Origin of the sequence: Martinezella calliandrae (assembly GCF_030272695.1) — a bacterium.
Taxonomy (GTDB): Bacteria; Pseudomonadota; Alphaproteobacteria; order Rhizobiales; family Rhizobiaceae; genus Rhizobium; species Rhizobium calliandrae.
The window spans coordinates 1-20214 of the sequence record NZ_JARFYN010000030.1 but is presented as its reverse complement, the minus strand read 5'-3'; the positions used below and the strand labels follow the sequence as shown (position 1 = coordinate 20214).

General features: G+C 57.9%; 18 protein-coding genes and 1 pseudogene. 14 read left to right on the top strand and 5 right to left on the bottom strand.

The window, feature by feature from the left end; translation table 11 throughout:
• Positions 1-157 precede the first annotated feature (157 nt).
• The gene (locus PY650_RS21415; protein ID WP_285881555.1) at positions 158-955 is read right to left on the bottom strand and encodes a FadR/GntR family transcriptional regulator; all 798 of its coding nucleotides are present in this window, start codon (positions 953-955) and stop codon (positions 158-160) included.
• 420 nt (positions 956-1375) lie between these two features.
• On the opposite strand from PY650_RS21415, the pseudogene PY650_RS21410 reads away from it, so the two are divergent.
• The 4 genes and pseudogenes from PY650_RS21410 to PY650_RS21395 form a co-directional block, all read left to right on the top strand.
• A pseudogene (locus tag PY650_RS21410) lies at positions 1376-1669 on the top strand (aldehyde dehydrogenase family protein); the annotation flags it as partial.
• Positions 1670-2071: 402 nt separating this feature from the next.
• Positions 2072-3535 (top strand): MFS transporter, encoded by a 1464-nt coding sequence (locus PY650_RS21405; protein WP_285881554.1) that lies wholly within the window; start codon positions 2072-2074, stop codon positions 3533-3535.
• 451 nt (positions 3536-3986) lie between these two features.
• Positions 3987-5033 carry an NAD(P)-dependent alcohol dehydrogenase gene (locus PY650_RS21400; RefSeq protein ID WP_285881553.1) on the top strand — a complete coding sequence of 349 codons (1047 nt, stop codon included), beginning with the start codon at positions 3987-3989 and terminating at the stop codon, positions 5031-5033.
• Positions 5034-5223: 190 nt separating this feature from the next.
• The gene (locus PY650_RS21395) at positions 5224-6966 is read left to right on the top strand and encodes a cation:proton antiporter domain-containing protein (protein WP_285881552.1); all 1743 of its coding nucleotides are present in this window, start codon (positions 5224-5226) and stop codon (positions 6964-6966) included.
• Positions 6967-6979: 13 nt separating this feature from the next.
• Here the strand turns inward: PY650_RS21395 and PY650_RS21390 are convergent, their stop codons facing one another.
• Complete coding sequence (locus PY650_RS21390; RefSeq protein ID WP_285881551.1) at positions 6980-7888, bottom strand: acetamidase/formamidase family protein; 909 nt, start codon at positions 7886-7888, stop codon at positions 6980-6982.
• A 329-nt stretch (positions 7889-8217) separates the two neighbouring features.
• Between PY650_RS21390 and PY650_RS21385 the strand changes: the two genes are divergently transcribed.
• On the top strand, positions 8218-9951 hold the full coding sequence (locus tag PY650_RS21385) for an adenylate/guanylate cyclase domain-containing protein (protein ID WP_285881550.1): 1734 nt from the start codon (positions 8218-8220) through the stop codon (positions 9949-9951).
• 79 nt (positions 9952-10030) lie between these two features.
• Here PY650_RS21385 and PY650_RS21380 read toward each other — a convergent pair whose 3' ends face one another.
• Both PY650_RS21380 and PY650_RS21375 read right to left on the bottom strand, forming a co-directional pair.
• On the bottom strand, positions 10031-10297 hold the full coding sequence (locus PY650_RS21380; protein WP_285881548.1) for a GCG_CRPN prefix-to-repeats domain-containing protein: 267 nt from the start codon (positions 10295-10297) through the stop codon (positions 10031-10033).
• A gap of 338 nt (positions 10298-10635) precedes the next feature.
• Entirely contained in the window at positions 10636-10785 is a 150-nt protein-coding gene (locus tag PY650_RS21375) for a hypothetical protein (protein ID WP_285881547.1), read from the bottom strand.
• A gap of 276 nt (positions 10786-11061) precedes the next feature.
• On the opposite strand from PY650_RS21375, the gene PY650_RS21370 reads away from it, so the two are divergent.
• The 4 genes from PY650_RS21370 (at position 11062) to PY650_RS21355 (ending at position 13194) form a co-directional block, all read left to right on the top strand.
• Positions 11062-11646, top strand: a complete 585-nt coding sequence (locus tag PY650_RS21370) for an alpha/beta fold hydrolase (protein WP_285881546.1) — start codon at positions 11062-11064, stop codon at positions 11644-11646.
• A gap of 154 nt (positions 11647-11800) precedes the next feature.
• Positions 11801-12259 carry a MarR family winged helix-turn-helix transcriptional regulator gene (locus PY650_RS21365; RefSeq protein ID WP_285881545.1) on the top strand — a complete coding sequence of 153 codons (459 nt, stop codon included), beginning with the start codon at positions 11801-11803 and terminating at the stop codon, positions 12257-12259.
• Entirely contained in the window at positions 12252-12863 is a 612-nt protein-coding gene (locus PY650_RS21360) for an isochorismatase family protein (RefSeq protein ID WP_349644506.1), read from the top strand. The genes PY650_RS21365 and PY650_RS21360 overlap by 8 nt, the downstream gene beginning before the upstream one ends.
• A 1-nt stretch (position 12864) precedes the next feature.
• Entirely contained in the window at positions 12865-13194 is a 330-nt protein-coding gene (locus PY650_RS21355) for a hypothetical protein (RefSeq protein ID WP_285881544.1), read from the top strand.
• 43 nt (positions 13195-13237) lie between these two features.
• Here PY650_RS21355 and ubiA read toward each other — a convergent pair whose 3' ends face one another.
• Positions 13238-14152, bottom strand: coding sequence for a 4-hydroxybenzoate octaprenyltransferase (ubiA, locus tag PY650_RS21350; RefSeq protein WP_285881614.1), 915 nt, complete (start codon positions 14150-14152; stop codon positions 13238-13240).
• Between the two features lie 318 nt (positions 14153-14470).
• Here ubiA and greA point away from each other — a divergent pair, with 318 nt between their 5' ends.
• From greA to PY650_RS21325, 5 genes are all read left to right on the top strand, one after another.
• Positions 14471-14953 carry a transcription elongation factor GreA gene (gene greA, locus PY650_RS21345; protein WP_285881613.1) on the top strand — a complete coding sequence of 161 codons (483 nt, stop codon included), beginning with the start codon at positions 14471-14473 and terminating at the stop codon, positions 14951-14953.
• Positions 14954-15226: 273 nt separating this feature from the next.
• Positions 15227-16063, top strand: a complete 837-nt coding sequence (locus PY650_RS21340) for a creatininase family protein (RefSeq protein ID WP_285881543.1) — start codon at positions 15227-15229, stop codon at positions 16061-16063.
• A gap of 47 nt (positions 16064-16110) precedes the next feature.
• A complete protein-coding gene (locus tag PY650_RS21335; RefSeq protein WP_285881542.1) occupies positions 16111-17232 on the top strand; it encodes a YncE family protein in 1122 nt (373 codons plus the stop codon).
• 437 nt (positions 17233-17669) lie between these two features.
• Positions 17670-20009 (top strand): PBP1A family penicillin-binding protein, encoded by a 2340-nt coding sequence (locus PY650_RS21330; protein WP_285881541.1) that lies wholly within the window; start codon positions 17670-17672, stop codon positions 20007-20009.
• A gap of 113 nt (positions 20010-20122) precedes the next feature.
• Positions 20123-20214, top strand: a 92-nt coding sequence (locus tag PY650_RS21325) for a MerR family DNA-binding transcriptional regulator (protein ID WP_285878933.1), incomplete at its 3' end; no start/stop codon positions are given.

Below are 20214 nucleotides of genomic sequence, written 5' to 3'. Positions count from 1 at the left end.
ATCGCCTTGAAGATCGGCGCATAACCTATTGTTTTTTAAGAAATAAGCGACGATGTTGCGACCTTTTCCCTTCCGGAGCAATCTCAGGCGAGGGCAAAAAATCGAGATTCGCCGGTCGTCTGGCAGCTTTCGTTCGGGCTTGGCGGCCCCTGCCGCCTCAGAAATCGTAGCGATCGATGCGCCAAGAATCGAGTAAGCGGTGCGAGGCCTTAAGGGCCGCATCCGGATCGCGAGCGACGATCGCGTCGAGGACGTCCTTGTGGTAGGGCAGGGAGCGCTTCTGGCCTTCCGCCACTTCGTCGAGGCTCGAAAGTGCGCGGTTGGCATAGATCGCAACGGCGATCAAATCGATGAGCTGCGCATAGACCATGTTACGGGTGGCGGCGAAAATGGCAGTATGGAAGCGCAAGTCGGCATCGGCATTGACGTTGACGTCGCCGATGCTGGAAACCATGTCCCCGTAGGCAGAGGTGATGGCGGCTAAGTCCTCCGCGGTCCCGCGCGCAGCCGCTCGCGCCGTCGCTTCCGGCTCCAGCACGCGCCGCAGATCCTTGATCGAGCGCATGATCTCCGTCGACGGACCGGTCTCGTAGTGCCAGACCATGACGTCGGTATCGAGGTGATGCCAGTTGGAGCGCTCCTTGACGCGCGTGCCGACGCGGGTCTTGATTTCCACCAGCCCCTTGCCTGCCAGGCATTTCATCGCTTCGCGGATGACAGTGCGGCTGATGCCGAACTGCTCCACGAGATCCGGTTCGTTCGGAAGCGTCGTGCCGACCGGATAATCGCCGCCGACGATGCGCCGGCCGAGTTCATGCACGAAATAGCCGAACACGCCACGCCGCGGGGTCGTGCCGTACTTGCGCACAAAGGCATCGAATGGCGACTGCGTTACGATCAGTTTCGTTTCCGGGCTCACCCGAGAGGCAGTCGTTGCATCAATGCCGTATTTCATTATCCGGGACTCTCATTCCTAGTTGAAGAGCCGATACGGGATAAAATTCAGCTTATGACGGGCTCCCCTGGGAACTCACGCTGATATTTTGTTTTGCTCGTAACGGTTCCATAATTGGTCGATGTCGATTGGGCCATTCTCGTTCAGCCATACCTCGACGCGAGACTCTACCATGTCTTGTGTGCGCATGCCTACTAGCGCCAAATCGACGGCTTATTTGACAAAATGAACTGAACGAGGCTCGGCGCATAGTCGAAATCAACCCCGGACTGACCATCATCACGCAAGTGATCTCCAGCGCACGCATGGCATCGTCATGCGCGACAAGGGCTATCGATGTCATCGCGAAACGCATATTCATGACAGCAAGTGCGACTTCACCGCTTGACGAGATCGCATATGCGAAACACTACCACTGTAGAGATTTTCGGCCCGATCGCCGCAATCACGACCTTTGAAACCGAGGAGGAGGCTATCCGTGTCGCCAATGACACCGAATTCGGCTCGATCTCCTATGTCTACACCCGTGATCTCAGCCGCGGTCTGCGCGTATTGGAGCGGATGGAAGGCGGCATAGTCGGCTTGAACCTTGGCCTTGTCTCCGATCCCGCAGCGCCCTTCGGTGGTACCAAGCAGAGCGGTCTTTGCCGCGAAGGAGCCCATCACCGCATTCTGGAATTCTGCGAAACCAAATATATCGCCGTTGCCTGGTGACGCTAGCAGCGCAATCCCAAAAGGGTGGAGCGTTCTTGGGACTAGATCCTGCGAAATCAAACCGAGTTAGGGAGAGATCGTCTTGAAAATCAAATTTATAGAAGCTTTTCAGCTACCTATGGGTAGCGGAGAGGCGGGGGCACCGCGGTTGTGGGGGCGCCTGTCTTCGTCAATCTGTCCGAGCCGAACAATGGAGTTTCGAACTGCCGACGGCACCGGGTCTTGGTATGCAATTTGACGCTGTCGAATTGGAGAAGCGCAAGATCGTGATCAAGTTCTGATCCGGCCATTAAGCGAAACGTGATCGTCCTGTCGAATGATGGGACGATTTCGGTCTATCGAAAGCGGTTCCGAACCGTATAAATAGCAGGGGATGTGTGGCGGATTCGGAGCAATTTTTGAATGACTGATATGTCCACGCGCAGGCGGGGGGAGGTAACTAAGGTATCCAATTGGCGCCCGCTGCTGATTGCACTGCTCGTGGCCGGCGCCTTCTTCATGGAAAATCTTGATGGCACCGTCATCGCCACTGCGCTGCCGCAGATGGCCGTGTCGTTCGGTGCCCGACCAGTCGACCTCAATATCGGTATGAGCGCCTATCTGCTGACGCTCGGGGTCTTCATTCCGATCAGCGGCTGGATCAGCGATCGTTTCGGCGCCCGCGTCGTATTCACCACTGCCGTCGTCATCTTCACATTGGCTTCCGTTCTCTGCGGTTTTGCCAATGGCGTCGGCTCCTTTGTCGCCATGCGGATCCTCCAAGGTATCGGCGGTGCGATGATGGTGCCGGTCGGCCGCCTTGTGGTTCTCAACAATACGCCGAAGGACCAGTTGATCTCGGCAATCGCGACGATCACCTGGCCGGCGCTGGTGGCGCCCATTCTGGGGCCGCCGCTCGGCGGCTTCATCACCGATCATGCGACCTGGCGCTGGATCTTCTTCCTCAATCTGCCGCTCGGCATGTTGGCATTCGTCTTCGCCCTTATGCTGATCCCGCAGACCAAGAACGACGCGCGGCCGCCCTTCGATTGGACTGGCTTCGTCATCAGCGGTTTCGGGCTGGCGAGCCTGACCTATGGTTTGGAGCTGATCGGTCGTCCCGATCCGGTGTGGCTGGAAGCCTGGACCTATGTCATTGTCGGCTTCGTTCTTCTGGCCGCTGCCGTGTTCCATTTTCGGCGAACTGAACATCCTCTGATCGAGCTTGTGGGGTTGAAGCACTCGACCTTTGCCATCACCATCTCCGGCGGCTCGCTTTTTCGCGTCGCCATTGGTGCTGTGCCTTTCCTGCTGCCGCTGATGTTCCAGGTCGGTTTCGGGCTCAGTGCCTTTCACGCTGGCATGCTGACCTTGGCGGTCTTTGCCGGCAATCTTGCGATGAAGCCGGCTACGACACCGATCCTGAGGCGCTTCGGTTTCAAGCCGGTGCTGGTGGTCAACGGTATCCTCAATGCGATCTTCATCGCTGCCTGCGCATTGTTTTCGCCGGATACGTCTCTCTGGTTCGTCATCCCGGTGCTGTTCATCGGCGGCATGTGCCGGTCGATGCATTTCACGGCGCTGAACACCATCGCCTTTGCTGACATCCCGCCGCAGCAGATGACGGGCGCCAACACGGTGTTCAGCACGGCTTTTCAGGTGACCATGGGGATGGGGATCGCTGTCGGTGCCATCGGCATCCGTCTCGGTCAAGCGATCAGCGCGCCGCTCGGCATGAACGGGATCATCGCCATCGAATTCCGCCTGGCTTTCGTCATGCTCGGGATTATCGCTTTGCTCGCCGTTGTCGATTGCCTTCCGCTCGATCCGAAGGCCGGCGACAATGTTTCGCGCAAGCCGAAGCCAGCTGCGAAAAAGGCGGCATGAACGGCCGCCATGGCATGTGGGGATCGCGCCTTGTCGCCGCCCGGCCTCTCAAAAATGATAGTGTATCAGGTTATATCGCATGAGCAGGGCGGGCACTGCGATCAAAAGAAGAAGAAGCACAGTTATGCTCGCCGTACGCAACATTTTTATGCGGCGCGTGCGCTGACCGGTCCAGTCATATACCATTTTACATGTCTCCCCGTTCTCCGCGTGCTAAAAGGCAATAAAATCAAACGCTAGTCAATACTAATAATAGAATTGCCTTTAACAAGGGTGGCCTAATCCATTGGATTGGTGGGCGGTTCGACCGTCCTGTGCAAAGCTGCCTCAATTTGCCCCTTTCTTCGCAGAAAGATCGCTTGGCGGCAGCGGCCGTGGCTATATAACGAACGAAGGTTTCTTCGCGGTTTCGCGGGGATGGGAAATTGCTTGCGAACAGAGGAAAGACGTGATGAGCAAGATGCGTGCCCTGGTACTGGAGCGTCAGCACGAGCTGGCGCTACGTGATATCGACCTGCCGCAGGAGGTCGGGCTGGGTCAGGTGAAGATCAAGATCCATACGGTCGGCGTCTGCGGATCGGACGTGCACTATTACACGCACGGCCGCATCGGCCCCTTCGTCGTCAATGCGCCGATGGTGCTCGGCCATGAGGCAGCCGGCACGATCGTCGAAGTCGGCGCGGATGTGACGCATTTGAAAGTCGGCGACCGCGTCTGTATGGAACCCGGTATTGCCGATCCCAATTCGAAGGCCAGCCGTCTTGGCATGTACAATGTCGATCCCGCCGTCACCTTCTGGGCGACGCCGCCCATCCATGGCGTTCTGACGCCCTTCGTGGTGCATCCGGCCAATTATACCTTCAAGCTGCCCGATAATGTCAGCTTCGGTGAGGGTGCGATGGTCGAGCCTTTCGCGGTCGGCATGCAGGCCGCCACCAAGGCGAAGATCACACCCGGCGATACCGCCGTCGTCCTTGGGGCTGGCCCGATCGGCACCATGGTTGCCATTGCTGCGCTTGCAGGGGGCTGCGCCCGCGCCATCGTTGCCGATCTTGCCCAGCCGAAGCTCGATATCGCCGCCCAGTACCAGGGTGTGATCCCGGTCAATATCCGTGAGAAGAACCTAGTCGAAGAGGTCAATCGTCTGACCGACGGCTGGGGCGCCGATGTCGTGTTCGAATGCTCGGGCTCGCCCAAGGCCTGGGAAACTGTGATGGAATTGCCGCGTCCCGGTGGGGTTATCGTCGCTGTCGGTCTGCCGGTCGCACCGGTCGGTTTCGATGTCTCGACGGCATCGACGAAAGAAATCCGCGTCGAGACCGTCTTCCGTTATGCACATCAATATGAACGTTCCATCGCGCTGATCGCTTCCGGTCGTGTCGATCTGAAGCCGCTGATCTCCGAAACCTTCAAATTCGAGCAGTCGATCGAAGCCTTCAATCGTGCCGTGGAAGCCCGGCCGAGCGACGTGAAGCTGCAGATCGTTCTGGATCAATAAGCATCTCTCGCCGCCGCGCTCCTAAAATGGCGCGGCGGATTGCCTTTTTAGCTTCGCAGGATCGCGTCCGAAAACACGCCAGGTTTATCTGGATCATGCCCGAAACCGTAGACGTGTCCGCAAAAGCGATGCTAGCGTAGTTTCAAACAGAGAGAATTGGGCGGCAACGCCGTAAAACGGAAGGGACGCTGTGCCGCACGACGTCGCATTGATAGCACTAATCGCCGCCGGTTTCGTGTTTGCGGCCATTTTCGGCTATCTCGCCGACCGGCTGCATCTGCCGCCGCTTGTTGGATACCTCGTTGCCGGCGTAATGATCGGCTCGTCTACGCCGGGTTTTGTTGCCGACGCCGCTCTTGCGTCGCAACTGGCTGAAATAGGCGTCATTCTCTTGATGTTTGGAGTCGGCCTGCATTTTTCGGCGGCTGATCTGCTCGCCGTGCGTGGAGTAGCAATTCCCGGTGCCGTCGGTCAGATCGCCATCGCCACACTCTTGGGCATTGGCCTGACGTCACTGTGGGGCTGGGGCATCGGCGCCGGTCTTGTCTTCGGCTTGAGCCTCGCTGTCGCCAGTACCGTCGTGCTGCTGAAGGCGCTGGAGGAGCGCAACCTGGTGAGTTCGCCCAATGGCCGGGTCGCCGTCGGTTGGCTGATCGTCGAGGATTTGGCGATGGTGCTGGCGCTTGTGCTGCTGCCGGCTTTCGCCGGAGTTCTTGGTGGCCATGCCGATGCTGGCGCCCACGCAATGACCGGGTCGATCGAGCTGACCATCGCCATCACCCTCGTCAAGGTAGCAGCCTTTGCCGCCGTTGCGATTTTCATCGGCCCGAAGATCGTGCCCTGGCTGTTGACCTCGGTCGCACGGACGGGGTCACGCGAACTCTTTACCCTGTCCGTTCTTGCCATTGCACTCGGCATCGCTTTTGGAGCTGCGGAGATATTCGGCGTGTCTTTCGCGCTCGGCGCGTTCTTCGCCGGCCTCATCATGAGCGAATCCCGCCTCAGCCATCGGGCTGCGGCCGATTCCCTGCCGTTGCAGAATGCCTTCTCGGTGTTGTTCTTCGTTTCTGTCGGTATGCTCTTCGACCCGTCGGTGCTGCTGCGCGAACCGCTGATGATCCTCGGGGTGCTCGCTCTCATCATTCTCGGCAAACCGCTGATCTCTTTTTGCGTCGTGCTGTTGCTGCGCTATCCCGCCAGTATGGGTTTTGCAGTTTCGGCCGGGCTTGCCCAGATCGGAGAATTTTCTTTTATCCTGGCCGGCCTTGGCGTCTCGCTAGGTCTCCTGTCGCGCGAGGGGCAGGATCTGATCCTAGCTGGCGCCATTTTGTCGATTACGCTCAACCCGCTGGTTTTCGCTGGCGTTGAAAGGCTGGAGAAATGGACCTTTTCGCGGTGGCCGGCACTGGCAAACGGCTACGGTGCAGCAAAGCACGATAGGCTGCGCCGTGAACTGGCCATCATCGGCGCGCAGCGAGAGGCGCGAGATCGTCAGCATCATCTGGAAATTGAGCAGTTGATCGAGACATTTCCGATGTTCGACAAGATCGATGAGAACGCGCAAGAAGAACTTCTGCTGCTCTTCCGGCCAAGGTCAGCATCGCCCGGTGATCGTGTCATCCGCACCGGTGACCGGGGCGACAGCATGTATTTCATTGCGTCCGGTGCGGTCGAAGTACAGTTCGAGGATGACGAGATTCCACTCAACGCCGGCTCGTTCTTCGGCGAGATGGCGCTATTGACGGGCGCACGGCGCACCGCCGATGTAGTGGCGGTCGACTTTTGTCAGTTCCTCGTGCTGGAACGTCGCGATTTCAACCTGTTCATGTCCCGCCACCCGCGGCTGCGCGCCGCCGTCAGCAGCATGGCCCGACAGCGCCAGGAGATGAACGTCTCGCGCCAACGGCGGGATCAATCGCTAGACGCCAGCTGATCAGGTCGAAGGCCTACCGCCCGGCCAGCCAGGTCTTCGAAACACGGCAGGCCATCGTATAGGCCGGATCGAAAACATTCCCGACGTCATAGCGCACGACCTGGCCCAGCAGATGGCTGGCGGCGGTCTTGTCGAGTCCATAGTCGCTGGCCAGCCAGCGAAGCATTTCGCTGGTTGCATGCTGCAGCGCCTGATCAAGCGGTCGGGCGTTGCCGATCGTGAAAATGTCGTTCGCCGTTTCGCCACGCGGCCAGATGATTTTCTTCTTTTCGACGCTGAGCCGTACCGTCACCTCGAAGGTGGTCTCGATGCCGGTCCCGACGATCTCGCCATCGCCTTGTACGGCATGGCAGTCTCCCAGGAAGAAGAGCGCACCCGGCGCTGATACCGGAAACCAGATCGTCGTGCCGGGCGCGAGCAGCCGGTAATCCATATTGCCGCCGAATTCACCGCTGGTGGCGGTGGATATGGCCTGGCCAAGCGATGGCGCGACGCCGAAGCAACCGATCATTGGCGACAGCGGCAGTACAAAAGACTGAAGACCGGCGACGGGTTCGGAAAGCCTGGCCGTCAATGCCTGGCGATCGATTTGCCAGATCACCTTTTCGCTCGGCGGCAGCGTCCGCACGTCTTCAGGGTCAACGACATTGCCGGCAACGACGCTCCGGGTGAAGCCCGTGTCGCGCGTCGGCACCATGCCGAGGATCTCGACCTTCAATGAATCTCCCCGTCCCGCGCTTTCAACAAAAATCGGACCGTTCATGGGATTCGGGCCGGTAGCTCTCTGGACTCCGTTCTGGTCGTAACCGGCGGCATCGAGCGTCTCCGTGATCACCGTGTCGCCATCGGCAATGTGCAATGCCGGAGGAAGAGAGCCGATGACGTTGTAATAGGCCGTCGGAGCGAAACGATGCGTTGCCATGAAGCCTCAGCCTTGTCTGAAGTTGCGTCCACCCAACCTATGCCGGATTCGGCCTCTGCTGAAAGAGTGGAATACACGCAATTCTCACGGTCCACGAAATATCTTCGGCGCTTGGCTTTGTTAGCTTGGTTCGTAGAACTGGCCGCGAAGCCGACCTTTTGGGGTTCGCATTTGAGATGCGCCTCGGCTCGACTGGAACGCCGGTCACCTTCTACCACAGGCAGCTTTGTGTTACGACAATCCGAGCGGGATTGAGGTGAGTGTACCGGGGGGAATAAACATTTCAAATGCTCTCACTTTTCCAGAACTTAAGGAACTTTTCTGGCTCGATGATCAAGCAGTCAATCAGGAGGCGGATCGTTTCGATTGCCGCTGGCTTGATCATCCTCATGATGGCGACTTCCGTGCTGTCAATGGTGATGGTTGGGCGGCTCGGCCATCTGCTCGACGAGCTGACAGCGAGGTACAATCCGGCTAACGAGCATTTGACGCGTATCCATGTGCTGTCGCTTGAAAGAGCTCTCGCGCTGCGTCGCATGGTGATTGCCAAGATGCAGCAGCCGCCCGATGAGACGGGATATACGGCACGCCAGCAGTTGTACGACGCAAAAGGCGCGGAAATTGACCGTGAGGCGCGGGCCGCGCGTCAACTCATCGACGCGATCATTGCTGATGCCAATACGCCGTCGGACAATGCGGCGCTGGCACGCATCGAGACTAGGATCGACAGTCTGATGAGTGACGGTCGCAGTCTTCTGCGCCAGGAAACGTGGCATTTGCTTACACTCCTCGATGCACGAGACTTTGGCGGTGTAAGAGATCACCTTCCGCGGGTTGACGCGTTCCGTGACGAACTTGATCAAAGGATCGACACTCTTCGGCAGGAAATGCTGAAAGTGAGCGATGGCGCGATCGCAACGATTCGGATGGAACAGTCTCGGGCGGTCCTGATCTCAGCGATCGCGACGCTGCTTGCCGCGGTCGTCGGGTTAGTTTTCGCCAACCTAGTAAGTGGAGGTATAATTCGCTCCGTCCGGCAGTTGCTGGAGGGCACGCGCGCTGTCGAGGCCGGCCATCTCGACCAACCTATCGATGTAGCGACGCGCGACGAAATCGGAGAACTGGCGGCTGCGTTCAACCGGATGGTCGTGCAGTTGCGTGCCAACCAACGCGTCAAGGAAACTTTTGGCAAATATATCGATCCCCGCGTTGTGGAGGGCCTTATCGATCGGCCGAACCTGACTGCAGCGGAAGGTCAGCGCAGGTTGATGACGGTATTATTCTGCGATCTGAAGGGATTTACGAGCCTCAGCGAAGGCTTGGTGCCCCAAGGTCTTGTCAAGGTCATGAACCGCTACTTCTCCGTCATGTCCGAACCTATTCGAACCAACCGCGGGATCATCGACAAATATATCGGCGACGGCATCATGGCCTATTGGGGTCCTCCATTCGTTGACGAGGAAGATCACGCGCGACTTGCGTGTCTCGCCACCATGGAAATGATTGAGCGCATTGACACGTTGCGTCGGGAAATCCCTAATTTGCTGGGTGTCCGCGGCACGCCGATGGAAAAATGCGATTTGCGGATAGGCGTTGCAACGGGCGAAGCATTGGTCGGAAGCATCGGCTCCGACATCATGATGAGCTATACGGTGATGGGCGACGTGGTAAATCTCGCCTCACGCCTGGAAGGCGCAAACAAGGTCTACGGCACCCGCAATCTGGTATGCGAGAGAACTATGGTCGCAGCCGGAACTGCACTCGAGTTCCGGGAAGTCGATCGCATCGTGGTCGCAGGCCAAACCCATCCGGAGGCGGTTTTTGAGGTGCTTGGACGCAATGGCGAGCTGGCACCCGAACGATTGGCATCACGGGACTACTACCGGGAAGGGCTTGCGGCATATCGCGAACGGCGATGGGAAGATGCACTTCGCGCGCTGAAGGCTTCGCTGGAGGTGATGCCCGGTGACGGACCATCCTCGGGTCTGCTGAAGCGCATCGAAAGCCTCAAGATGAATCCGCCCCCCCAAGATTGGGACGGGTCGTGGCACATTGAAAAATAGGCAACCTGGCGTAACCGGTCAAAGTCGCGCCCTTTCCGCAAATGGGTCGGTCAATCAACCGACCCAGCGATGCCGCGTCTCAGTAGTAGCGCCAACCGCCGCGGTAAGGTTCACGATGGACCCAGTAGCGGTGGCCATCCCAGTAGCCGTGTCCATGATAATAAACGCCAACTCGCGGATTTGCGGGCACGACAACAACCGCGCCGCGGGGTTCGGGGTTTGGACGGCAGTAGCCATTGGGACCGCGATGAAATCCCGCGCCACATCCTTGAGCCGCATCAGCAGTAGGAGCAATTGCAATTAGCGCCGCCGCGGAAGTGAAGGCTACGATAAGCAACTTTTTCATGATGTCCTCTTTCTAGTGTCATCTGGGACTTTCTAGTGTCATCTGGGACGCTCCTCGCATCCCGAACATATGCTTAACGCGAATTCCTGCCATTTTTATCGTTCGAAATGAAAATTTTTTCGAATGTCTGCGAACGCGTCCGCATTGGACAGGAGCGGACTTTGTGAGATGCCTCCTATTCGGGCATCTAAATGAGGCGCCTCGTCGTCAGATATCTTCCATTGGCGACAGCAATACGACGACCCGACGCAAATCTGCTCTGCCAGTCCGCGAGTGGTGGCCAATGCTGTTTCAGATGGTTTCGGCGCGCCGCATTCGGTTGTTTTCAATGAATGCGGCTAGCGGTGCTTAAAGTACTGCACCTCGCGCTCATGCTTTTCAGCCTCCGCGCGTGACTTGAACGTACCGAGATTTCTACGTTTGTGTGTCTTCGGATCGAGCTTACGCGAATAGAGGCGGTACTCACCCGACTTCAGCTTGCGGATCATGATAATCTCCTCTTATGCGGACTTAACCCCCATCCACGAATGACGGTTCCCCCGCATCCACAGAATATTGGTCGGCGAACGGCCGTGCGTTTTCCTGAAGAAGTCGACAGAAGACTGGATAGTGTCTGCCTTTGCACTATTCTTATCCAAGCGGAGCGAGGCCCCCCGCTCGCTCGTCAAAAGCAGTCAGCATCAGGCCGGACGAAAGCGACACCGCCCCGATTTGAACGTGACTGCGGCCAGAACCCTTTCGATGCAGATGGGGGAGATTGCGCGATGCCGAGACAAGTCCTCTTCATACAGGGTGCGGGAGCGACAGCGCACGACGAATGGGACGTTAAATTGGTAAAGAGCCTTGAGCGTGAGCTCGGCGAAGGTTACACCCTGCGCTTTCCCCGAATGCCTGATGAGGCCGATCCGCGTTACCGGACCTGGAAGGGGGCGCTGCTGAATGAATTCGATGGCCTCGAGGATGGTGCAATCCTTGTCGGTCATTCCATCGGTGGAACCGTTCTAATCCACGTGCTCGCCGATGAGCGCCCGAAGTTCAGGCCGGGCGCCCTCATTCTCATCTCGGCGCCGTTTATCGGCGAGGGTGGATGGCCGAGCGATGATATCGTGGCACGCGACGACTTTTCAAAACGGCTACCTGCCGGGCTGCCCGTCTTCATCTATCATGGCAGCGAAGATAAAATCGTTCCGTTCGGACATGCTGAGCTTTACGCGAAAGCAATCCCGGAAGCGGTTGTCCGCTCTCTGCCGCACCGCGATCATCAGCTCAATAACGACTTGAGCGAGGTTGCGCAGGATATACTTCACGGTCCGTCCTTTCCGCAAGCGGCCAACCGCGGAAGGCCTTGACTGGGTGATCTCTGGATCGATCTGCGCCGGGCACCCGGGCTGATGCCGGTCCATGCCGAAAGGCGTTCGGTGAAGTGGCTCTGGTCGGAGAAGCTCATGGTACGATATGAAGGTTATCTTTACAGTTTGCCTTCGTATATGGTAGATGTTTTGCATGATCGACAAGCTTACAGACATTGAAGCACCACTGGCGGCCACCATTGCCGAGGAGCTGCGAACTTTCGCAAGCAAGCTGAAGCGAAAGCTCCGTGAACAGGGCCATGTTGGGGACCTGACATCAAGCCAGGCATCCGCACTTGTTCGGCTGGAAAAGGCAGGCCCAATGACCACCTCAGCGCTTGCGCGCTGTGAGGGCATGCGTCCACAGTCGATGGGCTCGCTTCTCGCCACGCTGGAGTTGTCAGGGCTTGTTGCGGGTATGCCTGATCCTTCGGACGGTCGCCAGACAATCCTTTCCCTTACCGATAAGTGCCGTCTCCTGATCCACGAGGGCAGGGCGGCCCGCCAGGACTGGCTCACTCGAGCCTTAGAGGCCAAGCTATCGGTCGATGAGCAGAAGCAGGTCTTATCGGCAATCACCAGTTTGAAGCGACTGACAGAGGACGATGAATGAGGCCGATTTTGAAGCCGCCGGGACATTGGGAGGTTCAATGGCCCTGACCACGCTTGATCCAAAAACCGCACTCATTGTCGTCGATCTTCAAAAAGGCATCGTTGGCGCTGCGTTGATGGGATCAATCGCTCCTGTCGTCGATCGTTCCGCGGCACTGCTTCGCGAATTTCGCAATCGCAGTCTTCCCGTAATTCTTGTTAATGCGGCCGGTGGTGCGCCAGGTCGCACGGAGCAACCAAGGCGTCACACAGAGCCGCTTCTGCCGGGGTTCACGGACTTTATCCCGCAAGTTGATCAGCAGCCCACAGATATCGTCGTGACCAAACGCAGCTGGGGAGCGTTCGCGACGACCGATCTTGATTGGCAGTTGAAGTCTCTGGATGTGACGCAGGTGGTGATCATTGGTGTTGCCACGAGCACCGGCGTCGAGGCGACCGCGCGCCAGGCCTATGAGGCAGGTTTCAATGTCGCACTGGCGGTCGATGCCATGACAGACACGCGCCCGGAGGCTCACGAATACAGTATCCGCAACATATTCCCCCGGCTTGGCGAAACCGCCACAACCGAGGACATCATCAACGAGCTTGCGAAGCGGGATCTATAGAATGAACTGGCCTCATTATTTGCTGTTGTTTGGCGGCGGCATTTTCCTGATGAATTCGGTTCCTCACCTGGTCAGCGGTGTCCTGGGACAGCCCTTTCAGTCGCCGTTCGCCAAGCCACGCGGGGAAGGACTGTCGTCATCGACCGTTAATGTCCTGTGGGGTTTTGTGAACCTGGTGCTGGCATACCTGCTTCTGATCCGGTTTGGTGCGTTTCAATGGGACGACGGCTTTGATGCTCTCGCCATCGGTTTCGGCGCACTCGCGATATCGTTGTTCGCTGCCCGCCACTTCGGCAGGTTCCACGGCGGGAACACGCCGGAGCGGCAATGACGGAACAACCCGAGCGCACTCCAAAGTGGTCGGTTTGAAATACTCACAACGTTCCAAAGAAAGCCGCGCCTGCAAGCAGCGCCCCGGTCAGGATATTCGCCAGGAATAGCCGGAAATTTACGTCCGGGCGAGCAAGGTCAACCCGTCGTGTCTGCCAGGAAAGATGCGCTGCGATCACCAGCATTCCAATCGCATAGGGCAGCGACATCCCCAACATCCACCCGGCAAGCGACCATGCTGCGAGCGTCAAGGCGTAGAACGTTCCGATGCAAATCCTTCCATGCTGGCCAAACAGGAGCGCTGTCGATTTGAGGCCGAGGCGGGTGTCGTCTTTTGCGTCGACATAGGCATAGACGGTATCGTAGCCAATCTGCCATGCAACGGCACCGAGCCACATAAGGACTGCGCCGGCCGGGATCTGACCGGCAACCTCGGCCCATGCCATCAGCATCCCCCAGTTGAACGCAGCGCCAAGGACGGCTTGGGGCCAATGCGTGAAGCGCTTGCAAAGCGGATATAGGAATACCAGCGGCAGCACGCATATCGCGACCAAACGCGCGTAGGGCGTCAGGAAAAACAGAAGTGAAGCCGCCAGTGCGAGCTGGACGATCAAGAAGGCGAGCGCTTGCGGCAAGCCGATCTGCCCGCTTGCCAAGGGTCGAAAGCGCGTCCGCTCGACATGACCGTCAAACTTTCGATCCGCAACATCATTGACGGTGGATCCCGCGCTTCTCATCAGCAAAGCGCCAAGAGAGAAGATCGCCAGTAGCCGAAGATCCGGAAAGCCATGCGACGCTTGGATAAGCGCAGCCCAGCAGGGGAAAAGCGAAAGCCATATCCCTACGGGGCGGTCGAGCCGCGCCAGACGTGCGTAGGGCCGCCACGCCGAGGGCAATCGGCAATCCACCCAGTCGCCTCGGTGAATATCGCTGAGGTCCGGGCGGCTCAAATTCTTTATCGTCATATCCTACCACTGCGTCGCAAATAAACAGACAATTGGTTTCGGCATTGCACCCGATCTTCTCGACGCGGCAAAATAGAGGTTCTTGTCACCGCCGCAATGGTCGCAGTTGACGCATCGCAAAAATGAATAGTCTTGCGCTTAGTCGCGCGCCGCAGAAATTGACCATCCGGCAAAAATCTCTCGTTGCTGGCCGCGGATTGAGGTATTTTAGCTGCCTGTGACCATCAGAAAAATCGGCGGAATTGATCTGCGTCGGTGACAGCCACCGACGTGTCGATATCGGCTCGCCTGCCGCAAAAATGGAGTTTGAAATTGAGCACCGCGTTTATGAAGGAAGAGAGCGCCGAAACGGCTTCGGAAACCTTGCTGCCCGACCGCGCAATTTCACCTCACCCGAACCTCGTTACGGAAGCCGGGTTGGAAGCCTTGGAATTGCAGCTCCAAAAAGCGCGCGAAGCCTATGACGCCGCAGGTGCGATCGAAGACGTGAATGAACGGCGGCGGCAGGCGGCAATTCCCTTGCGGGACACGCGATATTTTTCGGCAAGAATTCGCACAGCGCAGGTGATCCCTAACCCAACTTCGTTCGACATCGTTGCCTTTGGGAACACGGTAACATTCAGCCGCAGCGATGGGCGCGTGCAGACCTATCGTATCGTGGGGGAGGACGAAGCCGATCCGAAGGCGGGATCAATCTCCTTCGTAGCGCCGGTGGGGAAATCTCTACTGGGTAAAGCCGTTGGGGACGTCGTCAGCGTGGGTGATCAAGAACTCGAGATCATCGCCATCTCGTAAAATGCCGTCTGGAGAAGCAGGACATCTTAGCCTCATGGCTGCAGCCAAAGGCATTTCGTCGCGCGTTTGCTGAAAAAGAGGATCGGCTCGGCGATATCGGACATTTGCACCCAGCGACCGAGCGGGGTTTTGCCTTAGGGATTAGTTCCCGCAGACCGTAGCCGCTTGCCCGATCTTAATAGTTCAGACAGCTGTTGCCTTTACACTTCCATAAAGTGACGGGAAGAACGTCAAAAATAGACTGCTGAAAGTGACGCGCATTTGCGAGGCACAATGATCGCTCGGCACAATTTTAGCTTCATCAGCAGCATCGTCGCCATTTGGTTGATGACCTGGCTGTTCTCGGCAAGCCCCTCGAATGCGTCGGTCCTGCTCGAAGACCAAACCTGGACAGAGCTGCGTGATCTTATCAAATCCGGAACGACGACAATCATAGTGCCAATCGGCGGCACGGAGCAAAATGGTCCTGCCATGGCGCTAGGCAAACACAATGCGCGGGTAAAGTTTCTGGCTGAAAGGATAGCCGAGCGGCTCGGGAATACCCTTGTCGCGCCCCCAATCGCCTATGTTCCCGAAGGCTCGATCGACCCGCCGACCGCCCATATGAAATTTCCGGGCACGATCACGATCAGTGACAAGACCTTTGAAGAGCTCCTCGAATCCGCATCGCGCAGTTTCAAACTGCACGGATTCACGACTATCGTTCTCATTGGTGACCACGGGAGTTACCAGGGTGACGAGCGGGTCGTTGCCGATCGCCTCAATCGAGAATGGAGCAAAACGCCTGTCCGAGTATTCGCGGCCACCGAATATTACGAGATTACTGAGCGCGCCTATGTCGAGAAGTTATTGTCGTCTGGCGTAAAGCGTAGCGAAATTGGAACGCATGCCGGCTTGGCCGACACGTCACTGATGCTCGCCATCGATCCGTCGATGGTGCGCATGGATCGCCTCCGGGCGATCCCGAAGCTGGGCGCGGCCGACGGCGTCTACGGTGGCGACCCAACGCGCTCGTCTGCCGAGCTTGGCAAGCTCGGCATAGACCTGATCGTGCAAGGGACGACCGAAGCGATCCGCAACTTCATCGCAAGCCGGCGGACATCGCAATGACTGGAAGGCGCAGTCGTTTCGCAACTATTGTCGCATCATTCGTCTACTTGACCGCCTTGCAAGCGACCGCAGCTTCAGCTGGGTCTTGCCCACCGGACTGCGGCGATCCGCCAGTCCCGCCCAGCGCCATCAACATTTACAGTGAAACAACCGCCGACCATTTATCTCCAGCAACACAAGAGGCGCTACCGCGTGTTTATGTTCCAAATCATGCGTCAAACACCGTATCCGTCGTCGACACCACGACGCTCAAGGAAGTTGACAGATTTCCAGTTGGACGACAGCCGCAGCATATAGTTCCCTCTTGGGATCTTAAGACGCTTTGGGTCACCAACAATGCCAGTCGCACGAATATGGGCAGCCTGACGCCCATCGATCCAAAAACAGGAAAGCCTGGCAAGACCATTCCGATAACCGATCCTTACAACATGTATTTCATGCCGGATGGGAGTTCGGCCATCGTTGTCGATGAAGCATATAAGCGGCTGGACCTGCGCGATCCGCAAACCATGGCAATGAAGTCGTTTATCCCAACTCCTACGTGCCACGGCGTCAATCATGCGGATTTTGCTGCCGACAATTCCTATGCCATCTTCACGTGTGAATTCAGCGGAGGCGGCCTTGTGAAAGTCGACCTGTCGACTAGGAAAGTTGTCGGCAGCCTCAAATTGTCCAAGAGAGGAATGCCCCAAGACATCAGGCTTTCGCCCGACGGCAAGGTTTTCTACGTCGCCGACATGATGAATGACGGCGTGTTCCTAATCGATGGCGACAGCTTTACCGAGATTGGCTTCATTCGAACGGGCATTGGCAGTCACGGTCTTGTCGTCAGTCGCGACGGCACTAAGCTCTATGTCGCCAACCGCGGTTCCCGCAACATGAAGGGGGCGGGTCCGCATGGTCCGGGAAGCGTGACCGTGATCGATTTTGCAACACGGTCGATTGCCGCGCAATGGCCTATTCCCGGCGGCGGAAGTCCCGATATGGGGAACGTCAGTGCTGACGGCAAGCAGCTGTGGCTGTCCGGCCGCTTCGACGGCGAAGTCTACGAATTCGACACCACTTCCGGCGCCGTAACAAAAATTCGGGTTGGGGTGGAGCCGCATGGCTTAACGGTCTGGCCGCAACCTGGCAGGTACTCGCTGGGCCACACCGGCAATATGCGCTAGTTTGCACCTTTCCCATGCGGCCGAATTCACGTCGGCCTTGATCCTTGCACGGAGCCTGCAGCCATTGGGTGGCGCTCGGAAAGGCGAGAAAGGGAGGTAAAAAGGTCGTTTCCTGATGGTCCTAGCGATATTTCGCTGAAATTCGATGTCGAAAATAAAAGAGCCCTGCCGGGCAAACGTCGGTGGTGTTCGGCCAATTCGGAGAATGGTCGGCAGCTTGTGCCTACCGTTGCTGGCAGGGTGGGTTTGGCAGGCATGATCAGAACACTTCCTGATGGGCGCTTTATATGCGACGCGTTAAATATTCTATCGAGCGCGAAGCAATCTCCAAGAGCCAAGGATTGACAAAAAAGGGCCGGTTTTGCGATGGAGCATCCCCTATCGCCGCGTTATAAGCTTGCGCTACATTAGGGAAGAAAAGCTTTTAGCGGTAACCGATGCCAAGTTCTCCCGATACTACAGCCCAAAGTGCCAGCGACCCGAGCGTGGATGCCAATAGCCCGACAGATTTGGGGTTCGCCGTCGACCAAGTCGAGGAACCGGCACCCGCCGCGGGATCTGCGTCCGGCGCCTCCGGCCAAGCTGATCACGCGCGACCGCCTGACCGACCGTTCGGCCAAAGCAGACGGGCAACGCACAATCTACTGCGTGCGCTCGGTCATGATTTGCGGGCGAGTGGCGTCTCGGCAAGGGCTAAGGTCAATACTGCAGCTTCCTACTTGAGGACGAAGCTCAAGGTATCGCCCCCATCGGAAAGCCCATCACCAGTCCGCAGTCTTGGCAAATCGCTCGCAACTGCTCTGGTTAAAATGGGGAGCAGTATTCGTGGTCTGCGCACAAGGCAGTTCGAACCCGTGCCGCATGCGTCGCGCAACACCGGGTGGTGGAAAATCACTACAGGATTTGCCTTTGTCTGCCTCATCCTCGCGGGATGCGTATTGGTGTGGGCGCTAAAAGACGTGCCCTGGGGCGAGATCCGGGACGGAACATTGAAGCCGGTCGTCGTATTGGAAACCGCTGACGGCGCGCCTTTGGTAAGACAGGGACCTTACCAGGGACCATATGCTCGGTACGACCAGTTCCCGCCGCGTCTGATCGATGCCGTCCTTTCGATTGAAGATCGCCGGTTCATGGATCATTTCGGAATCGACCTCATAGGGATTGGAAGGGCGTTCCTGCGGAACCTTGAGGCTGGCGCCGTGGTGGAGGGCGGCAGCACGATCACCCAACAGTTCATCAAGCTGCAGTATCTCGAGAGCGACCGAACAATAAAGCGAAAGATACAAGAAGTCGTCGTCGCCCTGTGGCTAGAGTGGAAACTCGGCAAGCAGGAAATCCTGACGCGCTATCTCAACAGCGTCTATCTTGGCTCCGGCGCGACCGGCATGCCTGCAGCTGCGCGAATCTACTTCAACAAGGATATAGGCGCTCTTGACCTGCCGGAATCGGCGATGCTGGCGGGATTGCTGCGAGCGCCCAGCCAATGGAATCCGATTGACAATTTCGAAGGCGCTAGACAACGCACTTCCGTTGTTCTCGACGCGATGGTGGCCAATGGCAAGATCACCGTAGCGGAGGCTGAGAAAGCCAAAGCGAGCTTCGCCACGCTGCATCCGACGACGCCGACACCCCGTTCCGGAAGCTGGTTCGCCGACTGGATTTCGCCGCAGGCGAGCGAAATCGCCGGCGCCTCGCCGGGTTCGACGACGGTGCGAACTACTCTCTCACCGCAGCTCCAGCAGATCGCAGAAAGGGTCGTCAAAAGCGCACTGGACGGTGAAGGAAAGGCTGTTGGAGCCTCGCAGGCCGCGCTGGTCGCGATGACGCGAGACGGCGCGGTGGTCGCCATGGTCGGCGGACGAGACTACAAGGCGAGCCAGTTCAATCGCGCCGTCACTGCGATGCGCCAGCCGGGCTCCACCTTCAAGCTGTTCGTCTATTACGCCGCATTGAAGGCCGGGCTCACCTTGTCCGACCGCATTCTGGACGCGCCGATCGACGTTAACGGCTGGTCGCCGGAAAACTTCGGTGGCAGCTATCACGGCTGGGTAACACTTGCCGAAGCCTTTGCCCGATCGCTAAATGCTGCCAGCGCGGCGCTGGCACAGGAGGTCGGGATCGACAATGTGATCGCCGCGGCGCGCGAGCTCGGCATCAAAGCGCCGCTTGCCAATACGCCGTCGCTGGCGCTCGGTACATCCGAAGTGAACTTGCTTGAACTCACCAGTGCGTACGCGTCCGTTCAGCTTGGCAAGGCGCCCGTGGAACCCTGGGGCATCATCGATTTTCAGGCGGCGGGGCAGGCAAAAAGCTTTCGGGTTGGCTCGCAAGCAAAGCCGAATGTCGATCTTTCGACCTACCAGTCCGATCTCCTCGGCCTCCTGCAATTGGTGGTCGAACGCGGCACTGGACGTGGAGCCGATCCCGGCGCTTTCGCAGCCGGCAAGACTGGCACCAGCCAGAACAATCGCGATGCCTGGTTCGTCGGCTTCACGGAACCGTTGGTCGCAGGCGTATGGGTGGGCAATGATGACGATACGCCGATGAACGGAGTGACCGGGGGAGCCTTGCCGGCGCATATTTGGCGGGACTTCATGAGAGAGGCGATGGCCGAGCCTACGGCGAGTGGAGCGCGCTCGACTGGAGCCGTGATCGACGGCCCGGGCGCGTCGCAGTCCTGCAACATCACCGCCTGCTCCCGCAGCTACCGCTCCTTCCGACCGTCGGACTGTACCTACCAGTCCTATTCCGGCGAGCGGCGGCTTTGCGAAAAGTGATCGGTGGATATTTGCCGCTCACCGTCCCTCGTATTTATGGATTACAATTCCGTAATTGCAGGGTTAGAACATTTCGCTTGCAATCTTAGTGAATCTATGTATATCCCTCCAAAATGGAGAGATTTGTGAGCATAGGCGAAGCGGCGGAAGTTTTGGGCGTGTCGATCACGACATTGCGCCGATGGGAAGCTGAAGGCCGTCTGGT